The sequence below is a fragment of the Bacillus sp. DNRA2 genome (assembly GCF_012843265.1).
Lineage (GTDB): Bacteria > Bacillota > Bacilli > Bacillales > Cytobacillaceae > Bacillus_BU.
Genome location: NZ_JABAIT010000001.1, coordinates 384619 through 402063 on the forward strand (window position 1 = coordinate 384619; position 17445 = coordinate 402063).

Here is a 17445-nt window from a genome sequence, read left to right on the forward strand (position 1 = left end):
GATTGGAGCATAAGGCGTGAGCCTGGAGCGGAAATCAACAATCAAAATAGCCGAGCAAATAGAGCATGATTCACTTTAAAGGGTGACTGCAATTAGAAATGGAGGAATTCGACATGGCTAAACAAATGCCTGAGATCGGTGATTATAAATATGGCTTCGCCGATAAAGACGTTTCGATTTTCCGATCAAAGCGCGGTTTAACCCGTGAAATTGTTGAGGAAATTTCTAAAATGAAAGGCGAACCTCAGTGGATGCTTGACTTCCGCTTAAAATCGCTAGAGCATTTTTATAATATGCCAATGCCGCAATGGGGCGGTGACCTGGCTTCATTAAACTTTGATGAAATCACTTACTACGTAAAACCATCTGAGCGTTCTGAAAAATCATGGGATGAAGTACCTGAAGAAATCAAGCAAACATTCGATAAGCTTGGTATACCAGAAGCAGAGCAGAAGTACTTAGCCGGTGTATCCGCTCAGTACGAATCAGAGGTTGTTTACCACAATATGAAGGAAGACCTTGAAGCTCTTGGAATCGTATTTAAAGATACAGATTCAGCGCTTCGTGAAAATGAAGATATTTTCCGTGAGCACTGGGCAAAGGTTATCCCACCAACTGATAACAAATTTGCAGCATTAAACTCTGCAGTTTGGTCTGGTGGTTCATTCATTTACGTTCCACCTGGCATAAAGGTAGACACACCATTACAGGCATATTTCCGAATTAACTCTGAAAACATGGGTCAATTCGAGCGTACGCTTATAATCGTTGATGAAGGCGCACATGTTCACTATGTAGAGGGCTGTACAGCTCCAGTTTATACAACGAACTCATTGCACAGTGCTGTTGTAGAAATTATCATCAAAAAAGGCGCTTACTGCCGTTATACAACCATCCAAAACTGGGCAAACAACGTCTTTAACCTAGTTACAAAGCGTTCTGTTTGTGAAGCAAATGCAACAATGGAATGGATTGATGGAAACATCGGCTCTAAATTAACGATGAAATACCCTGCTGTTATTTTAAAAGGAGAAGGCGCACGCGGAATGACTCTTTCCATTGCCATTGCAGGAAAAGGTCAACACCAAGACGCTGGTGCGAAAATGATTCACTTAGCACCAAATACTTCTTCAACCATCGTTTCGAAATCGATTTCGAAGCATGGCGGTAAAGTAACATACCGTGGTATCGTTCACTTCGGTCGCAAAGCTGATGGCGCACGTGCAAACATCGAGTGTGACACATTGATTATGGACAATCAATCAACATCTGATACCATTCCATACAATGAAATCTTAAATGATAACATCTCACTTGAGCACGAAGCTAAAGTTTCCAAGGTTTCAGAAGAGCAATTATTCTATCTGATGAGCCGCGGTATTTCCCAGCAAGAAGCAACTGAAATGATCGTAATGGGCTTCATCGAGCCATTCACTAAGGAGCTTCCAATGGAATATGCCGTTGAGATGAATCGCTTGATTAAATTCGAGATGGAAGGTTCAATCGGGTAATATAAGTTTGATGATATTATAGGTCCGCTTGCCTGGGAGGGTGAGCGGATTTTTTTGGTTTTGGCAAATAAATCTGGATTTTGGTAAGTAAATTTTGAAAATGGCAAATAAATCTGGATTTTGGCAAATAAATCTCGAAAATGGCAAATAAATCTGGATTTTGGCAAATAAATCGCGAAAATGGCAAATAAATCTGAAAATCGGTAAATAAATCTCCGGATCTACTAAAAAATCCCAAAAACCTTCACCACTCAGAAGCCCTTATTACTGTTTTCCCCACAACCTGGTATGCTATCATGTTGCTATGGGAGGTGCATAGAATGATTACAATCGGATTAACGGGTTGGGGCGACCATGATAGTCTATATTCTGCGAATTTGCCCGCACGTGACAAGCTGCGCGAGTATGCAGGGTATTTTCCCACCGTTGAGGTCGATGCCTCCTTTTATGCGATTCAACCACTTCAAAATGTAACAAAATGGTATAATGATACACCAGATTCTTTCAAATTTATCGTTAAAGCTTATCAGGGGATGACCGGCCATATGCGCGGCCCGATTCCGTTTGAAAATAAATCAGATATGTTTTCCGCATTTATTGCGTCTCTAGAACCATATCAACATAAATTAGCCATGGTCTTATTTCAATTTCCACCATGGTTTGACTGTAAGCGTGAAAATGTTACCTATTTACGGTGGTGCAAGGAACAAATGGGTGAAATCCCATGTGCGTTAGAATTTCGTCATCAATCCTGGTTCACACCGAGTATGACCGAGAAAACGCTAAGGTTTATGAAAAAAGAGGGCTGGATCCACAGTATTTGTGATGAGCCACAGGCAGGAAGCGGGTCCATTCCGACTGTTCTGGATTCCCTAAACAACGAGGATGTGTTGGTGCGCTTTCATGGACGGAATGTTCACGGTTGGAATAAGCAGAAAGGACAGGATTGGCGCGAGGTGCGCTATCTTTATCGCTATAATCAGCAGGAATTAGCTGAATGGGTAGAGAATTTAAAGGAACTACAAAAGCAATCTAAACATGTTTATGCAGTGTTTAACAATAATTCCGGTGGAGACGCTGCTGACAATGCCAAGGAAATAATTGACCTCTTATCACTGGAGTACGATGACCTGGCTCCACGCCAGTTGGATTTATTTTAAAAGGATTTCAGGATGGAGTAAATTAGTGTGTTGTATGTGACAAAACGATGCTAAGAGAACACGGAAATGTATCATAGAAAAAGCTTATGAAACAAAACAAAGCTCGAAAACCAACAAAGTGTATCATAGCACCGGTCTATGCAACAAAACACACGCCAGAAAGACCGGAAATGTAGCATAGAAGGCTCTTATGAAACAAAACAAAGCTCGAAAACCATCAAAGTGTATCATAGCACCGGTCTATGCAACAAAACACACGCAATAAAGACCAGAAGTGTATCATAGAACCACCTTATGCAACAAAACCCATCCCAGAAAACACAGAAATGTCTCATAGAGGCTACCAAAAGCCTAAAAGTTAACATAAAGGAATGATTATTTTGGAAGTCGTCCATATTTATCATACAAATGATTTACATAGCCATTTTGAGCATTGGCCTCGAATTCATACATTACTAACCGATCGAAAAAAATGGCACACCGAAGCGGGAGACAGCGTTCTCCTCCTTGATATTGGAGATCATGTTGATCGATTTCATCCATATTCAGACGGAACAATGGGTAGAGGGAATGTCGATTTGTTAAATGAAACCCAATATACAGCGATTACGATTGGCAATAACGAGGGAATAACCTTTCCATTTGAAGCATTGGACACAATGTATAAAGAAGCGAAATTCCCCGTCATTGTGGCCAATTTATTTTACGAGGATGGCAGTCGACCAAGCTGGGCTGAAGCCAGTAAAATTATCACCACAAATGAGGGTACCCGTATCGGCCTGATTGGCATTACCGTGTTTTATGAGCATCTTTACAGATTATTAGGCTGGAAAATCACCGACCCTTTCGTTGAATTACGAAAGCAGGTCGAAGAACTGAAGCGTCAAACCGATATTTTGATTTTACTATCACATATGGGAATTAATGAGGATGAGGCAATCGCAAGGGACTTCCCAGAAATAGATGTTATATTGGGGGCACACACTCATCATGTTCTTCATGAAGGAAGAGAGATAAATAACAGCCTCGTATGTGCAGCAGGAAAGTATGGTCAGTTTGTCGGACATGTCATCCTCGAGTTAGAAAACCATATGATTCAAAAGCGGAAGGCCGTTCTTTATGATACGAACGAGTTGGCGCCGGTAAGGTCAGAAGAAAATCTTGTCACGGAATATTTCGATGAGGGTAAACAACTGCTCCAGGATGAAGTAATTGAACTGCACCAAGAAATCACTGCGGATGCCTTTAACAACTCACCGTTATCAACTCTGTTGTGTGATGCCCTCAGAGAATGGTGTGAGGCTGATTGTGCCTTCTTAAACGCGGGTCTCCTCCTTGATGGCTTAAATAAGGGGACTGTTACTCGCTTTGATTTGTTGGATATTTGTCCACATCCGATTAATCCGGCAACTGTCCTGCTTGAAGGAGATGAACTGAAGGAAGTGCTGCTCCAGACAAAAGATGAACAATGGCCGCATCTTCAAGTGCGAGGCTTAGGGTTCCGTGGCGTTGTGATGGGGAAGTTTATTTATAGTGGGATTACATTTAAGGACAATCAGGAAACGATTGAGATTTTTATTAATGGTGAAAAAATTAATCATCATAAGCAATACAAAGTTGCCATTCCTGATATGTTTACCTTTGGCCGCTTTTTCCCGGCTATTTTCCGCTCTAAATCAAAGCATTATTTCTTACCAGAATTCATGCGAGACCTACTAGAATGGAAGCTGAAATCAGTTTGATGTAAAAAATAAGACACTCTCCAAGTCATTTGTACATACAATATGGCAGGAAGGAGTGTGTTAACATGATTGAATTATTACCAATAGAAATACAGGGACATACCTTTCTTGGCGTTTCAGTAAAACTTCCCAAAACAACTTTGCTGGTAGTTTCCAGTGATAAAGGATATATTATGTGCGGTGCATTAGACGTTGGTTTACTAAATGATAGATTGGTTGACAGAAAGATTATTGCAGGACGTGCAGTTGGCGTGAAAACAATTGAACAATTACTTGATGCCCCGCTCGAATCCGTTACACATGAGGCAAAAAATTTAGGTATCACAGAAGGTATGATCGGTCGCGATGCCATGTTAAAAATGGTTTAATTGTTGCAGAAAAGCCCAAGCCTAGGAAATTCATATAAAATCATAATTTTTGCGCTACAACCCTCCTTGCTTGCATAAATATAGCTTGTAAGGAGGGATTTATTTTGCGTAAATATCGCACACGGCTCCTACGCAGAGGTCCACTCCCTTTGCGATACGTCTTTTTGCTTACGCTTGTTTTTTTTACTTTTTCAACTGCGATGGGGTTATGGCTTGTCAATGCAGGGCTAAAGCCTACATTAATTAGTTATGCCGAATCGCAAACTCGGAAAATCGCCTCTCTTGTTATCAGTAATGCCATTAATAAGAAAATTGCTAATGAAATGGATATAGAAAATATCATCGAACCTGTTCCTGACCAAGAGGGAATGACGAAACTTAATGCGGAGATTGTCAATCGTGTGAAGGCTGAAACGACCCACCTCATTCAAAAAAACCTAAAGGTAGCTGAAAGTGGAAATTTATCAGAGCTTGAATTATTAACGGATGTAGAATTTGAGAAGACTGATAAAGGTGTTGATGGAATTGTTTATTACGTCCCACTCGGTCAAGCTACGAATAATGCCTTACTAGGAAACCTCGGTCCGAAAATACCGGTTAGGTTTACCGCAATCGGCGATGTTAGGTCTGATGTTAAAACGAGCATTAAAGATTTCGGTATTAACAACGCCTACATCCAAGTTTATGTCGCTTTGACTGTTAATGTCCAAATCATTATTCCATTTGCCACCAATGTCACCACCATATCCGAAGAAGTTCCAGTTGGAATGTTTATTATGAAAGGGAATGTACCGCAATACTATAATAACGGTGGAAGCTCGTCGCCAGCACTGTCATTGCCAGGAAAAAAATAAGAACAGAACAGGACTCCATCATCAAAGGAGTCCTGTGTCTAGCTCCAGGCGCCATCGGCTCGAGGTCACAAGTCAATCCGTCCAGAAGGTAAAAAGCAACCTTCCAGCCGGCTCGCCTTGTGCTTGTCGCCGATAAGCAGGCGCCTTCTGCTTTTCTTTTTATCGCGAACGTTGACGCTCTTGGCGTTCCCAGAGTCGCAAATGGGGGTAGGGGTCGTAGGACCATTCCGTATAACCGTTATCCTTATACATACCATAATGAAGATGAGGAGGGAATTTACCTGATGTTCCAGGCGGTCCATATCCCGAGCTTCCAACACCACCAATGACTGTTCCCGGCTCGACAATTTGGCCGACATTTAAATCCTTCGCAAAGCCGCTTAAATGGGCAAAATAATGATAGTTGTTGTTAATATCACGGATACCGATTCGCCAGCCCCCGTATTTGTTCCAGCCCTTCATTTCAATTATTCCGAAAGAGGTTGCTCGGACAGGAACTCCGTAGCCGGCAAAAATGTCAGTTCCTTCATGAATTCTTCGTCCGCCCCAACCACGAGCATCGCCCCAAGTGCTACGATAGCTATAATTGGCACGCAGCGGCAACGGGAATGAATGGTCGTCTAGAGCAAGACGGTTAAAGTGACGATAAAGCTGTGCTTTGCCGATAATAATTCCGACAGTTTTATCACGATTATAGTATTCCCATAAGCCGATTTTTAAGTTTTCATGATCGATACCATATGACAATAAGTAATTAGCGAAGGCAAACAGAACATCCTCATCATCTAATCGATTTGCCTTACCATCACCGTCACCATCCACGCCGATACCATCAAAATATAATATCGATTGGGGGTTCTCGTCATTGTGATCGGGATTTAATACCCCGGCCCAAACCTCTGGCTTAAAGTAGATGCCAATTGCACCTTCTGCCTTTGGAATATCCTTGCGCGCCAAACGAACATTTCGTTCATACTGATCAATCGCCGCTAGATAATACCATGGAATATTGGTGGCTGCTTCAACTTTTTTATATAATTCCATTCTCTCTGCGTTAAGGTCAGGAGTTGGCTGATTGGCTGCCATAGTAGCACTATCCGGAAAAATTAAACAGGTAATGAGCAAAAGCAATATGAGACTGAGCCGCACTAGAATCCTCCTTTCTCCATAATTCTTTTCTTAATAGTTGACATATCTATTTTGTGAATATGGAGAAAAAATCATTTATATCAATAAATGGTAATCGAGGGAGGGGGAAGCTTGTTCTACTTTTTCCAATGTGATAAAGTGACAATTGAAAGCATCATGAAAGGTGTGAAAACATGCGCAACAAAGGTGAAATCAAACGTAAACCAGAATGGTTAAAAATAAAGCTAAATACCAACGAAAATTATATTGGTTTGAAACAAATGATGAGACAAAAGAGTCTACATACCGTATGTGAAGAAGCGAAATGTCCCAATATTCACGAATGCTGGGCCGAAAGAAGGACGGCAACCTTTATGATACTTGGAGATATTTGCACAAGGGCTTGCCGCTTTTGCGCTGTTAAAACAGGCGTACCTACCGAATTAGACTTGCAAGAACCAGAGCGCGTAGCTGATTCAGTTCAGCTGATGAATTTAAAGCATGTTGTTGTAACGGCTGTGGCACGAGATGATCTTAACGATGGAGGAGCTTGCGTATTTGCGGAAACAATCCGAGCGATTCGCCGCAAGAACCCGTTTACGACGATTGAAGTCCTGCCTTCAGATATGGGAGGAATGAAGGAAAATATCGCAAAAATCATGGAAGCAAAACCAGATATTCTCAATCATAATATCGAAACAGTTCGACGATTAACCCCGAGAGTGCGCTCTAAAGCCACCTACAAAAGGTCATTAGAACTGTTAAAGCAAGCCAAGAAGCTGCAGCCTAGCATTCCAACCAAATCAAGTATTATGATTGGGATTGGAGAAACGGTTGCTGAAATTTATGAGACAATGGACGATTTACGCGCGAATCACGTAGATATTTTAACAATTGGTCAATATCTTCAGCCATCAAAACAGCATTTAGCGGTGGAGAAATATTATACTCCTGCTGAGTTTGCTGAGCTGAAGGAAGTTGCTCTGCAAAAAGGGTTTAGTCACTGTGAAGCAGGTCCATTAGTTCGCTCTTCCTATCATGCGGATGAGCAGGTCAATGCTACTGCAAAGGAATCGCGTTTACTTAGCAAAGATGAGCATACAAACGATGTTAAAGAAGCTTAATATGTAAAAGAGTTCAGCCATTTTTTTACGCTGAACTCTTTTACTGCCTCTTCCATCACCAAATAATGGTTATTCTGTCATTTGCTTACTAGTTGAAGTTCCTTGCGGAGATTCTTTCACTCGGTTGATTAAATTGCTCATTAACGAATTAATATTCTTTGTGTCGGAATCAAGAGTGGCAAAATTTTCAACATCTTGCCTTAGATGTGTATTATCCGTCACATAGATTCTAAACCAGCTTGGCACAGCAGAGGCAGCTGTTCTTTTTACTTGGTCAGCCGTTAAGTTACGATCCTTTGTATCTGTTTTATAGACAACGATCACTTCTCCATCGGTTACGAGGGTCGATACATCATTGACATTTGGGATATCCGTGCTCAACTGACTGATGATTTTGGCGAGCTGTTCACGGTCAATTGCCGCATAATGGTCGCTGGCTGAATTAGTACCCATAACCGGATTTCGCTGATGCCTAACATAGCCAAAATCCTCGCTTTTATCATGTTTCTTTCCTTCATTGTATAATTCAGCGCGTTGATTATTGACATTGATGGTATTTCCATCTTCTTTATATGGATCCTGTGCACCTAAATTCGAATCATTTTTAGCACAGCCGCTAAGTATAAAAATTGTGCAGAAACCAGCAACAATTAGGTTTTTTATCATTCTATCCACCTCCTCATGATTAGAATGACCAAGAAACTGCTAATTTCACTTAGTAATTGATGGGGAATCAGTTATAATTTAAATAAGGCTGTTTTGTAAGGGATAAACATTCCTTTGAAAGAGAGGTGGATATACAATGGTTTGCATTAATAACGTTTGTTATGAAGTAATCGAGGACGAGCGCAACGGTTTTAATGAGGAAGCATTTCGAGCTAGATATAGCGATATTTTAAATAAATACGACTATATTGTGGGGGATTGGGGCTATGGCCAACTGCGTTTGAAAGGATTTTTTGATGATCAAAATCAAAAAGCATCTTTTGATACGAAAATTAGCACATTAACTGAATACCTTTATGAATACTGTAATTTTGGATGTGCGTATTTTGTCATGAAAAAAGTTAAAAAATAACAATAGGTCAGATATACTTAATCTGACCGCGTTATTTTTTGATTCATCAAAATAGTCTAAAGAGTCTCTTGAAGGAAGCTTCTTAATTCAGCAGCCTCTTCTTCAGAAAGCTTGAAGGCGTATTCAAGATAACCTTCTTCATCGAGGTCATCCGGGCCAATAATGGCAAAACGGCTTCCTTGTAGATTAAGCACCAATTGTTTGCCGTAGAAGCGGCTAGATTGGGTAATCGCTAGGTCAAACCTTTGCGTTTCCCCGACAAAGCTGACGAAGCGGGTTTTAGTGTCTTCTTTTTCATCATATAAAAAATAACGATTAGTCATATTGACCTCCTAAGAAAATACAAACAGAATTTTTTCATACATATGCTTATCTTATCAAAATTTTACTAAAAATTAAAAAATATTGATTCCAAACGGACATGAAAGGAAGATGTTCAATGTACTTTGTCGACAGAGATAAAATCGAAATCATTTTAACTTATTTAGAAAAGCAAATCGAATTGTTCGAACAAACCACCGCTTGGACAACAGCAATCGAAAAATCAGCACTAGAAAGAATCCCTCACATCATGATTGAAGCAATTCTTGATGTTGGGAACGATATTATCGATGGCTTTATCATGCGTGACCCTGGCAGTTACGAAGATATCATTGATATTTTAACCGATGAAAAGGTAGTGACTGGCGAAGTTAGCCAAGCTTTGAAAAATGTGATTCCATACCGCAAGATTCTTGTGCAACACTATACAGAAATTAACCATGAGCAGCTTCAAAAAGATTTTACTGAAAATCTTGGGCTGTTAAAAGAATTTGCACCTTTAGTACGCAGCTATTTGCAAAACGAACTTGGGCCTGTATCGGCTTTTAGAAAATAGATTTTGTTAATGCAGAATGAATTATTTTGCAAAGAGTTGATTGGAGTGGAAGGCGCGAAGACTCCTGCGGGAGCAGCGGGACAGGTGAGACCCCGCAGGCGCTAAAGCGCCAAGGAGGCTCACCGCCCGCCCCGCGGAAAGCGAAGCGCCTGTAACGGAAATCAACAGACACGTTTAACACAGCAAAAAATACCCTTCTGATGCTTCCTTTATTGGGAGCATTAGTTGTCTTGGGCGGAGTTGCATACAGAACCTTGGTAATACAGAATACAGCGACAACAAGGAGTGAGAACATTGAGTAAATATCGTGGTTACTTAATCGATTTAGATGGAACAATGTATCGAGGAACTGAACGAATCATCGAGGCAGTTGAGTTTGTAAAAAAACTGCATGAAAACGGGCTACCTTACTTATTTGTAACAAATAACTCATCACGGACACCCGAGCAGGTTGCTGATAAATTAGCTGCATTCGATATTCCGGTCTCGAGTGATCAGGTTTTTACTACCAGCCAAGCAACAGCCAATTATATATACGAGCAAAAACCTACCGCATCAGTATTTGTGATTGGTGAAGAAGGCTTACATGATCAATTGGAGAAGAAGGGTTTCCAGTATGCACAGGAAGATGCTGATTATGTTGTAATCGGAATTGACCGCGACATTAATTATGAAAAGCTTGCTATCGCCTGTTTAGCCGTTCGCAACGGGGCAACGTTTATTTCAACTAATGGCGATATCGCTTTGCCAACGGAGAGAGGCCTCATGCCTGGAAACGGGGCTTTGACGTCGGTCATTTCCGTTTCTACGGAAACGAAGCCAATCTTTATCGGTAAGCCGGAGTCGATAATTATGGAGCAGGCGTTAAAGGTGTTGGGGACAAGCAAGGAAGAGACATTAATGGTCGGTGATAATTACAATACGGATATTATGGCTGGCATGAATGCGGGGCTAGATACATTGCTCGTCCATACAGGCGTGACAACGAAGGAGCACTTAAAAGGTTACACCGCCCAACCAACCTATGTAGTTGATTCGTTGGCAGAATGGGTGGATATATAAGATGAGGTCAGACCTAAGTCTGACCTCTCTTTCAATGCGGTTCGCACTCTTGAGCAAGCCGCTTCCGCTTTTATTGTCTAGCTCCAGCGGCTAGGAGCTCGGGTCATAAGCCAAATCACTCCAGAGACTATCGTCTCCTACGTGATTCGTCTTATGCCTTTCGCTCCTGAGCGAGCCGCTTCCGCTTTTCGATTTAGTCAACATTAGCTGCTCTATGGGCTAGTCTGCTTGAGGCAGCTGCGGCAATGGCTCCGACAAGGTCGTCTAAAAATGTGTGACATTCTCCTGTAGATTTATCATTAAGCTTTTGTAAAATCCCAGGCTTTTGCTTATCAATATAGCCATAATTGGTAAAACCAATTGACCCGTAAACATTTACAATCGAAAATGCAAGAATTTCATCGACACCATACAGACCTTCATCTGTTTCAATCAACTGTTGTAGCGGACTGTCTAACAGCTTCTTTTCTGCTAATACATCGAGCTGAATTCCAGTTAAAATGGCATTTTGAACCTCGCGCTTGGCAAGTACTCTTTCGACATTATGAATGCAATCTTGCATGTCTAAATTTGGGTGGTATTTTTCTTGGAGGTAATAGACTAATTTTGCAATATCTTCTATCTCTACTCCTCTTTCATTTAACATTTTGAGAGCAGTTTTGTCTGACATTTTTACGATTTTGTTTTCTTCCTCCATATGCTCACCTTTTCTTTTTATTATTCTCTAATATATATACGCATTTTATAAAAATATGCTCCTATAATACATGCCCCGTGTATCATTTCCTTTAGAAAATAGCTTATACATTAATAATAAGTTACAAACAAGTTTTTGGCAAAAAATTCATATAAGTATAGGAAGGAAAGCCCATGATAAGGGGGATGTATACAATGATTCAAGAGTGGCTTGACCAACATTATGGCATTAAGGCTGAGGAAGAAATTTCGATTGGCAGATACTCAGGTTGTAAGCGGGGAGATCAACTTTATTTTCTTATCCATCCAATAAAGCTGGAGCAAGAGGCAATTAATGAGTTAAGTGCCATTTCGGCACATTTAGTTCAGGCAGGCGATCGGGCTGTGCCGGTTTTTTATCGTGCTAAAAATGGTGAAATATTAAGCCGTTGGAAGGATGAAAATGCCTGTGTATTAGCATTGAATCAAGGGATGAAGCGAAAAGCAATGGCTCAGTTAGGACGGAAATTGGCAAAATTTCATCAGCGTGGTCGCACCTTAACGGTTCCAATCAATAAGTTGAACAGATTAGGGCAGTGGAAGGAAATTTGGGTAAAACGCTTAGAACAGATGGAAAAGGTCTGGCTTACTAAAATTAATCAGTTACCAGAAAATGAATTTGAGCGTATGTTCTTAGAATCGTTTCCGTATTATTTAGGTTTAACGGAAAATGCGATTCAATATTTAGTGGATACAGAGCTTGATGTTACTCCAACAAATATTGATCATGGCACAGTTACTCATGAGCGATTTTCAGAAATGACATGGGGAGGGGAGCGCTTGTTTAAAAATCCATTTGAGTGGATTCTCGATCACGGAGCGCGAGATATAGCGGAATGGACAAGGCAGCGCTATTTCCATAACAGCCAAACTTATCAGCCTGATTTACGGCAATTTTTTTCAGATTATCAATCGATGACGCAGCTTTCACCGTTCTCATGGCGATTATTATATGCGCGATTAGTGTTTCCGCTCCATTATTTTGATTGTGTCGAGGAGTATTATGTTTCTAGTTCTGAGCAAACTAAGCATACGCTGGAGGATCGACTGCAAAAAATAATCAATCATTCCAGCGAGTATGAAAAATTTTTGGCAAGTTTTTATGGTCTTTTGGAGGTTCCATTACGAACCATGAAAATACCGGAAATTGGTTGGCTCAAAGGAGTTTAATGAGGAAATTTTCTGCTTATTACTTTGATGGAAGTCTTTTCTTGTAGTATATTAAAATAGTAATAGTAACATACAGGAAAAGGGGTAGACGATGAAACCTTATATTTTTATTACAAGAAAGCTCCCTGAACATATTATTTCAAAACTACAAGATCATTATACGATTGGAATGTGGGATAAAGAAGATATTCCTGTACCACGGACAGTTTTACTAGAAGAAGCCAAAAAAGCAGAGGCTCTGCTTACGATGCTTTCTGACCCGATTGATCAAGAAGTTATCGATGCTGGTGAAAACCTAAAGGTGATTGCTAATCTTGCCGTAGGCTTTGATAATATTGATCTTGCCTCAGCAACAGCGCGGGGGATTGCTGTTTGTAATACGCCAGAAGTGTTGACGGATACAACAGCTGATTTAACGTTCGGTTTATTAATGGCAACAGCAAGACGATTAATTGAGGCTGCTGAATATGTAAAAGAAGGAAAATGGCAAAGCTGGAGTCCACTTCTACTTGCCGGTCATGATATTCACCATAAGACAATTGGGATTGTCGGAATGGGTAAAATTGGTGAGACTGTTGCAAAACGTGCCACCGGCTTTGACATGGAGATTTTGTACCATAATCGCTCACGGAAGCCAGAGGTTGAACAAGCGCTTGGGGCAAAGTATGCCTCGTTCGATGAACTTGTGAAACGGTCTGATTTTATCGTCTGCTTAACACCATTGACAAACGAAACACGCAATTTGTTTACTGCTGATGTGTTCGCTAGCATGAAACGTTCGGCCATTTTTATTAATGCATCTCGGGGACCCGTTGTTGACGAGGAAGCTTTAATAGCTGCGCTTGAAAATGGTATTATTGCAGGAGCAGGCTTAGACGTATTTACTGTTGAGCCAATTTCTGCCGATCATCCGTTGTTAACATTACCAAATGTAGTGGCACTTCCACATATCGGTAGCTCAAGTGTTGAAACAAGAGAAACGATGATGGAATTATGCTTAGAGAACATTCATGCGGTATTAACAGGTCACACGCCAAAGACATTAGTCAACAAAGATTGGAACTTACAATTAGCACATTAAGTTGGATAAAACCTGTGAATCAACCCTCACAGGTTTTTTTTACATAATGAATTTTTGCATGATTCACAATATATTTTCAATGAAAGCGGTTTATTGGAAAAAGAGCCAAAAAACTATTGTAAAATCTGAAAACTAGAAATATAATGTCTTTTATATGAATACAATTGTTCGTTTAGAAAGAACAAGCGGGCGGGGGGTACTGAAGGAATGAAAGCAATTTCAATTGGCATGTTAGGTCTAGGTACAGTTGGTTCTGGTGTCGTAACGATTATTGAGAACCATCAGGATAAATTAATGCATCAAGTTGGCTGTCCTGTTAAAATAAAGAAAATCCTCGTAAACAATTTAAATAAACCTAGAGCGGTTGAAATTTCACCAGAGCTTTTAACAACAAATCCCAATGACATTTTAAATGATCCGGATATCGATGTTGTGATTGAAGTAATGGGGGGAGTAGAGCATACACGAGATCATTTATTGAAAGCACTGCAACAGAAAAAGCATGTTGTAACTGCGAATAAGGATTTAATGGCTGTTTATGGTACAGAGTTACATACTGTTGCGGCTGAAAATGGCTGCGATTTATTTTATGAAGCATCTGTAGCCGGTGGTATTCCCATTCTTCGTAGTTTAGTAGATGGTTTAGCATCTGACCGGATTATGAAAATGATGGGTATTGTCAATGGCACAACAAATTTTATTTTAACGAAAATGTCTAAGCAGGGTGCTGCCTATGGAGAAGTACTGAAAGAAGCGCAGGAGCTTGGTTTTGCCGAAGCTGATCCGACTTCTGATGTAGAAGGTTTGGATGCAGCCAGAAAAATGACGATCCTGGCAACATTAGGCTTTTCAATGAAGGTTGACCTTGATGATGTTAAGGTTCAAGGTATTACCCAAATTACGGAAGATGATTTAAAATATGCCAAGCAGTTAGGTTATACAATGAAACTTCTTGGTATTGCTAGCCGTGATGACGAGGATAAGGTAGAAGTAAGCGTACAGCCAACTTTATTGCCAGAAAATCATCCACTGGCATCCGTTAATGATGAATATAATGCAGTTTATGTGTTTGGCGAAGCTGTAGGAGAGACCATGTTTTACGGCCCAGGAGCTGGAAGTCTGCCAACGGCAACATCAGTAGTGTCTGACCTGGTTGGAGTAATCAAAAACATGCGCCTAGGGGTTAATGGACGCAGTGCAGTTACACCGCAATACCCTAAGAAGTTGAAAAGTGCCGATGAAATTTTCTCGAAATATTTCTTACGCCTTCATGTTTATGATGAAGTCGGCACATTCGCGGATATTACTGGCATTTTCTCAAAACATAAGGTAAGCTTTGAAAAAATCCTTCAGATGCCACTTAAACGCAAGGAAATAGCTGAAATTGTGCTCGTAACGCATCACGCGAGCTTAAAGGACTATGAAGAGATTTTGAATGAATTAAAGGATTTACAAGCAATTAAAGAAATTAAATGTTCATATCGTGTGGAAAGAGGCGAAAGAGGATGAGATGGAAAGGTCTTATTGAAGAGTACAAGGAATATTTACCAGTAACGGAGAACACTCCAGCACTAACATTAAATGAGGGGAATACACCGCTTATTAAATTGGAGAAGATTTCCGAAGAATTGGGTATTAATCTTTATGTGAAAACAGAAGGTGCCAATCCTACTGGCTCGTTCAAGGACCGTGGTATGGTGTTTGCCGTAGCGAAAGCAAAGGAAGACGGAGCAGACACTGTTATTTGTGCATCAACAGGAAACACATCTGCAGCGGCAGCAGCCTATGCAACTAGAGCAGGAATGAAATGTATCGTTGTCATTCCAGAAGGAAAAATTGCCCTTGGTAAGCTAGCTCAAGCCGTTATGTATGGTGCAGATATTGTTTCAATCGAAGGAAACTTTGACCAAGCGCTCGCTATGGTTCGCAAAATCAGTGAAACAGAACCGGTTGCCCTTGTGAACTCAGTCAATCCATATCGTTTAGAAGGCCAAAAAACAGGCGCATTTGAAATTTGTGACCAACTTGGTCAAGCTCCTGATATTTTAGCAATTCCAGTTGGAAATGCAGGAAATATCAGTGCGTACTGGAAAGGCTTCAAAGAATATCATGAGAAAAAAGACCATAACCTACCAAAAATGTTCGGTTTTGAAGCTGCTGGTGCTGCTGCAATCGTCCATAACCGCGTCTTTGAAAATCCAGAAACAATTGCAACGGCAATCCGTATCGGAAACCCTGCAAGCTGGGATTTAGCAGTAAACGCGGCGAAAGAATCCAATGGTCTGATCGATGAAGTAACAGACGAAGAAATTTTAGCAGCCTATCGTGCGATTGCCTCTAAAGAAGGGGTATTTGCTGAACCAGGTTCAGCAGCATCAATCGCAGGTGTTTATAAAAAAGTCCAAAGTGGCGAAATTCCAAAAGGTTCAACTGTTGTGGCAATCCTGACTGGAAACGGCTTAAAAGATCCTGACACAGCGATTTCTGCTAGCCCAATCAAGCCAGTAGCACTTCCAAACGACGAGAAAGCAGTTGCGGAGTATATTAAGGGAGTTGTCCATCAATGAGTGAGGATGGCATGTTTTTGATCAAAGTCCCGGGCAGTTCGGCCAACCTTGGCCCGGGGTTTGATTCAATTGGTTTAGCTGTTTCAGTTTATTTAACAATAACAGCTGAAAGAAGCGATACATGGGAGGTCATCCCGGAAAGCAAGGAACTTGAATGCTTCCCGTCTGATGATACAAATTTTATTTGTAAAATAGCCATTGATACAGCAGCTAAATTTGGTAAAATCATGCCACCATGCCGTTTGCGCGTAGCTAGTGACATTCCGTTAGCAAGAGGCCTTGGTTCAAGTGCTTCCGCGATTGTCGCCGGAATCGAGTTAGCCGATTGTATTTGTGAACTCAATCTGTCCCGTGATCAAAAGCTAATGATTGCATCAGAAATCGAAGGCCATCCTGATAATGTTGGTCCATCCATATTCGGTGGGTTATTTATTGGCTATCAAACTGATACTGAAGTTCATAAAGCGGTATTCGCTGACTTAAACTGTGACTTGGTTGTCGTTGTTCCAAGAGTAGAACTCTTAACGAAGGCATCCCGCAATGTATTGCCGGAACAGGTTGCTTTTGCTGAAGCCGTGAAAGCAGGTGCTGTTGGTAATTTACTCGTTGCAGCACTTTTAAGTGGGAATTTTGAGTTAGCAGGTAAAATGATGAAGGCTGATCGCTACCATCAACCCTATCGCCGTAGTCTAGTTCCGCATATGGCAGTAGTCGAAGAACTTGCCGAAAAAAGTGGTGCCTTTGGAGCAGCTCTAAGTGGCGCAGGTCCATCAATCCTATGCTTTGCTCCAGCAGGTCAAGGTGCAGCTCTAGTTCAGGAATTAAACGCGGCACTACCTGATATGGACATAATCGAATTGCAAATCGATAGCTGTGGCAGTACGACAAGCCTTGTTGAAATTTGTGAAAAATAATAAAGCTTATCTGCAAAATAAAAGGCCGAATTCTCTCTGATAATGAGCGAATTCGGCCTTGGTTTTTTATAGTG

18 protein-coding genes are annotated in these 17445 nt (G+C 40.9%); 14 read left to right on the plus strand and 4 right to left on the minus strand.

From position 1 onward, the window contains the following. The first annotated feature begins 113 nt into the window (after positions 1-113). The 5 genes from sufB (at position 114) to yunB (ending at position 5635) form a co-directional block, all read left to right on the plus strand. The gene (sufB, locus tag HHO41_RS01790; protein ID WP_169095092.1) at positions 114-1511 is read left to right on the plus strand and encodes a Fe-S cluster assembly protein SufB; all 1398 of its coding nucleotides are present in this window, start codon (positions 114-116) and stop codon (positions 1509-1511) included. A 320-nt stretch (positions 1512-1831) separates the two neighbouring features. Beyond that, entirely contained in the window at positions 1832-2671 is an 840-nt protein-coding gene (locus HHO41_RS01795; RefSeq protein WP_169095093.1) for a DUF72 domain-containing protein, read from the plus strand. A 371-nt stretch (positions 2672-3042) separates the two neighbouring features. Beyond that, complete coding sequence (locus HHO41_RS01800) at positions 3043-4413, plus strand: 5'-nucleotidase C-terminal domain-containing protein (RefSeq protein ID WP_169095094.1); 1371 nt, start codon at positions 3043-3045, stop codon at positions 4411-4413. Positions 4414-4478: 65 nt separating this feature from the next. Further along, positions 4479-4781 (plus strand): YunC family protein, encoded by a 303-nt coding sequence (locus tag HHO41_RS01805; protein ID WP_169095095.1) that lies wholly within the window; start codon positions 4479-4481, stop codon positions 4779-4781. A 104-nt stretch (positions 4782-4885) separates the two neighbouring features. After that, on the plus strand, positions 4886-5635 hold the full coding sequence (gene yunB, locus HHO41_RS01810) for a sporulation protein YunB (protein WP_169095096.1): 750 nt from the start codon (positions 4886-4888) through the stop codon (positions 5633-5635). A gap of 159 nt (positions 5636-5794) precedes the next feature. Here the strand turns inward: yunB and HHO41_RS01815 are convergent, their stop codons facing one another. Beyond that, a complete protein-coding gene (locus HHO41_RS01815; RefSeq protein ID WP_169095255.1) occupies positions 5795-6721 on the minus strand; it encodes a M23 family metallopeptidase in 927 nt (308 codons plus the stop codon). 236 nt (positions 6722-6957) lie between these two features. Here HHO41_RS01815 and lipA point away from each other — a divergent pair, with 236 nt between their 5' ends. Next, positions 6958-7887, plus strand: coding sequence for a lipoyl synthase (lipA, locus tag HHO41_RS01820; RefSeq protein ID WP_169095097.1), 930 nt, complete (start codon positions 6958-6960; stop codon positions 7885-7887). A gap of 69 nt (positions 7888-7956) precedes the next feature. Here lipA and HHO41_RS01825 read toward each other — a convergent pair whose 3' ends face one another. Further along, positions 7957-8553: a YhcN/YlaJ family sporulation lipoprotein gene (locus HHO41_RS01825; RefSeq protein ID WP_169095098.1), complete on the minus strand. Its 597-nt coding sequence runs from the start codon at positions 8551-8553 to the stop codon at positions 7957-7959. Positions 8554-8689: 136 nt separating this feature from the next. Here HHO41_RS01825 and HHO41_RS01830 point away from each other — a divergent pair, with 136 nt between their 5' ends. After that, positions 8690-8965, plus strand: coding sequence for a YutD family protein (locus HHO41_RS01830; RefSeq protein ID WP_169095099.1), 276 nt, complete (start codon positions 8690-8692; stop codon positions 8963-8965). Between the two features lie 56 nt (positions 8966-9021). Here HHO41_RS01830 and HHO41_RS01835 read toward each other — a convergent pair whose 3' ends face one another. Next, positions 9022-9288, minus strand: a complete 267-nt coding sequence (locus tag HHO41_RS01835; RefSeq protein WP_169095100.1) for a DUF3055 domain-containing protein — start codon at positions 9286-9288, stop codon at positions 9022-9024. A gap of 116 nt (positions 9289-9404) precedes the next feature. Between HHO41_RS01835 and HHO41_RS01840 the strand changes: the two genes are divergently transcribed. Both HHO41_RS01840 and HHO41_RS01845 read left to right on the plus strand, forming a co-directional pair. Continuing rightward, positions 9405-9842: a DUF86 domain-containing protein gene (locus HHO41_RS01840; RefSeq protein WP_169095101.1), complete on the plus strand. Its 438-nt coding sequence runs from the start codon at positions 9405-9407 to the stop codon at positions 9840-9842. Between the two features lie 294 nt (positions 9843-10136). Next, a complete protein-coding gene (locus HHO41_RS01845; protein ID WP_169095102.1) occupies positions 10137-10904 on the plus strand; it encodes a TIGR01457 family HAD-type hydrolase in 768 nt (255 codons plus the stop codon). Positions 10905-11097: 193 nt separating this feature from the next. On the opposite strand, the gene HHO41_RS01850 is transcribed toward HHO41_RS01845, so the two are convergent. Continuing rightward, entirely contained in the window at positions 11098-11574 is a 477-nt protein-coding gene (locus HHO41_RS01850) for a phosphatidylglycerophosphatase A family protein (RefSeq protein ID WP_481747079.1), read from the minus strand. Between the two features lie 221 nt (positions 11575-11795). Between HHO41_RS01850 and yutH the strand changes: the two genes are divergently transcribed. The 5 genes from yutH (at position 11796) to thrB (ending at position 17371) form a co-directional block, all read left to right on the plus strand. Then, positions 11796-12809: a spore coat putative kinase YutH gene (gene yutH, locus HHO41_RS01855; RefSeq protein WP_169095104.1), complete on the plus strand. Its 1014-nt coding sequence runs from the start codon at positions 11796-11798 to the stop codon at positions 12807-12809. 91 nt (positions 12810-12900) lie between these two features. Next, on the plus strand, positions 12901-13890 hold the full coding sequence (locus HHO41_RS01860) for a 2-hydroxyacid dehydrogenase (protein ID WP_169095105.1): 990 nt from the start codon (positions 12901-12903) through the stop codon (positions 13888-13890). A 207-nt stretch (positions 13891-14097) separates the two neighbouring features. Continuing rightward, positions 14098-15399 carry a homoserine dehydrogenase gene (locus HHO41_RS01865; protein WP_169095106.1) on the plus strand — a complete coding sequence of 434 codons (1302 nt, stop codon included), beginning with the start codon at positions 14098-14100 and terminating at the stop codon, positions 15397-15399. Further along, on the plus strand, positions 15396-16457 hold the full coding sequence (thrC, locus tag HHO41_RS01870; protein WP_169095107.1) for a threonine synthase: 1062 nt from the start codon (positions 15396-15398) through the stop codon (positions 16455-16457). Before HHO41_RS01865 ends, thrC begins: the two co-directional genes overlap by 4 nt. After that, positions 16454-17371, plus strand: a complete 918-nt coding sequence (thrB, locus tag HHO41_RS01875) for a homoserine kinase (RefSeq protein ID WP_169095108.1) — start codon at positions 16454-16456, stop codon at positions 17369-17371. Before thrC ends, thrB begins: the two co-directional genes overlap by 4 nt. The last annotated feature ends 74 nt before the right edge of the window (positions 17372-17445 follow it).

Excerpts from the sequence above, each read along its gene's own strand:
- sufB (WP_169095092.1), top strand. The coding sequence starts at position 114 with ATGGCTAAACAAATGCCTGAGATCGGTGATTATAAATATGGCTTCGCC.
- HHO41_RS01795 (WP_169095093.1), top strand. The coding sequence starts at position 1,832 with ATGATTACAATCGGATTAACGGGTTGGGGCGACCATGATAGTCTATAT.
- HHO41_RS01800 (WP_169095094.1), top strand. The coding sequence starts at position 3,043 with ATGATTATTTTGGAAGTCGTCCATATTTATCATACAAATGATTTACAT.
- HHO41_RS01805 (WP_169095095.1), top strand. The coding sequence starts at position 4,479 with ATGATTGAATTATTACCAATAGAAATACAGGGACATACCTTTCTTGGC.
- HHO41_RS01815 (WP_169095255.1), bottom strand. The coding sequence starts at position 6,721 with ATGGCAGCCAATCAGCCAACTCCTGACCTTAACGCAGAGAGAATGGAA.
- lipA (WP_169095097.1), top strand. The coding sequence starts at position 6,958 with ATGCGCAACAAAGGTGAAATCAAACGTAAACCAGAATGGTTAAAAATA.
- HHO41_RS01825 (WP_169095098.1), bottom strand. The coding sequence starts at position 8,553 with ATGATAAAAAACCTAATTGTTGCTGGTTTCTGCACAATTTTTATACTT.
- HHO41_RS01830 (WP_169095099.1), top strand. The coding sequence starts at position 8,690 with ATGGTTTGCATTAATAACGTTTGTTATGAAGTAATCGAGGACGAGCGC.
- HHO41_RS01835 (WP_169095100.1), bottom strand. The coding sequence starts at position 9,288 with ATGACTAATCGTTATTTTTTATATGATGAAAAAGAAGACACTAAAACC.
- HHO41_RS01840 (WP_169095101.1), top strand. The coding sequence starts at position 9,405 with ATGTACTTTGTCGACAGAGATAAAATCGAAATCATTTTAACTTATTTA.
- HHO41_RS01850 (WP_481747079.1), bottom strand. The coding sequence starts at position 11,574 with ATGTCAGACAAAACTGCTCTCAAAATGTTAAATGAAAGAGGAGTAGAG.
- yutH (WP_169095104.1), top strand. The coding sequence starts at position 11,796 with ATGATTCAAGAGTGGCTTGACCAACATTATGGCATTAAGGCTGAGGAA.
- HHO41_RS01860 (WP_169095105.1), top strand. The coding sequence starts at position 12,901 with ATGAAACCTTATATTTTTATTACAAGAAAGCTCCCTGAACATATTATT.
- HHO41_RS01865 (WP_169095106.1), top strand. The coding sequence starts at position 14,098 with ATGAAAGCAATTTCAATTGGCATGTTAGGTCTAGGTACAGTTGGTTCT.
- thrC (WP_169095107.1), top strand. The coding sequence starts at position 15,396 with ATGAGATGGAAAGGTCTTATTGAAGAGTACAAGGAATATTTACCAGTA.
- thrB (WP_169095108.1), top strand. The coding sequence starts at position 16,454 with ATGAGTGAGGATGGCATGTTTTTGATCAAAGTCCCGGGCAGTTCGGCC.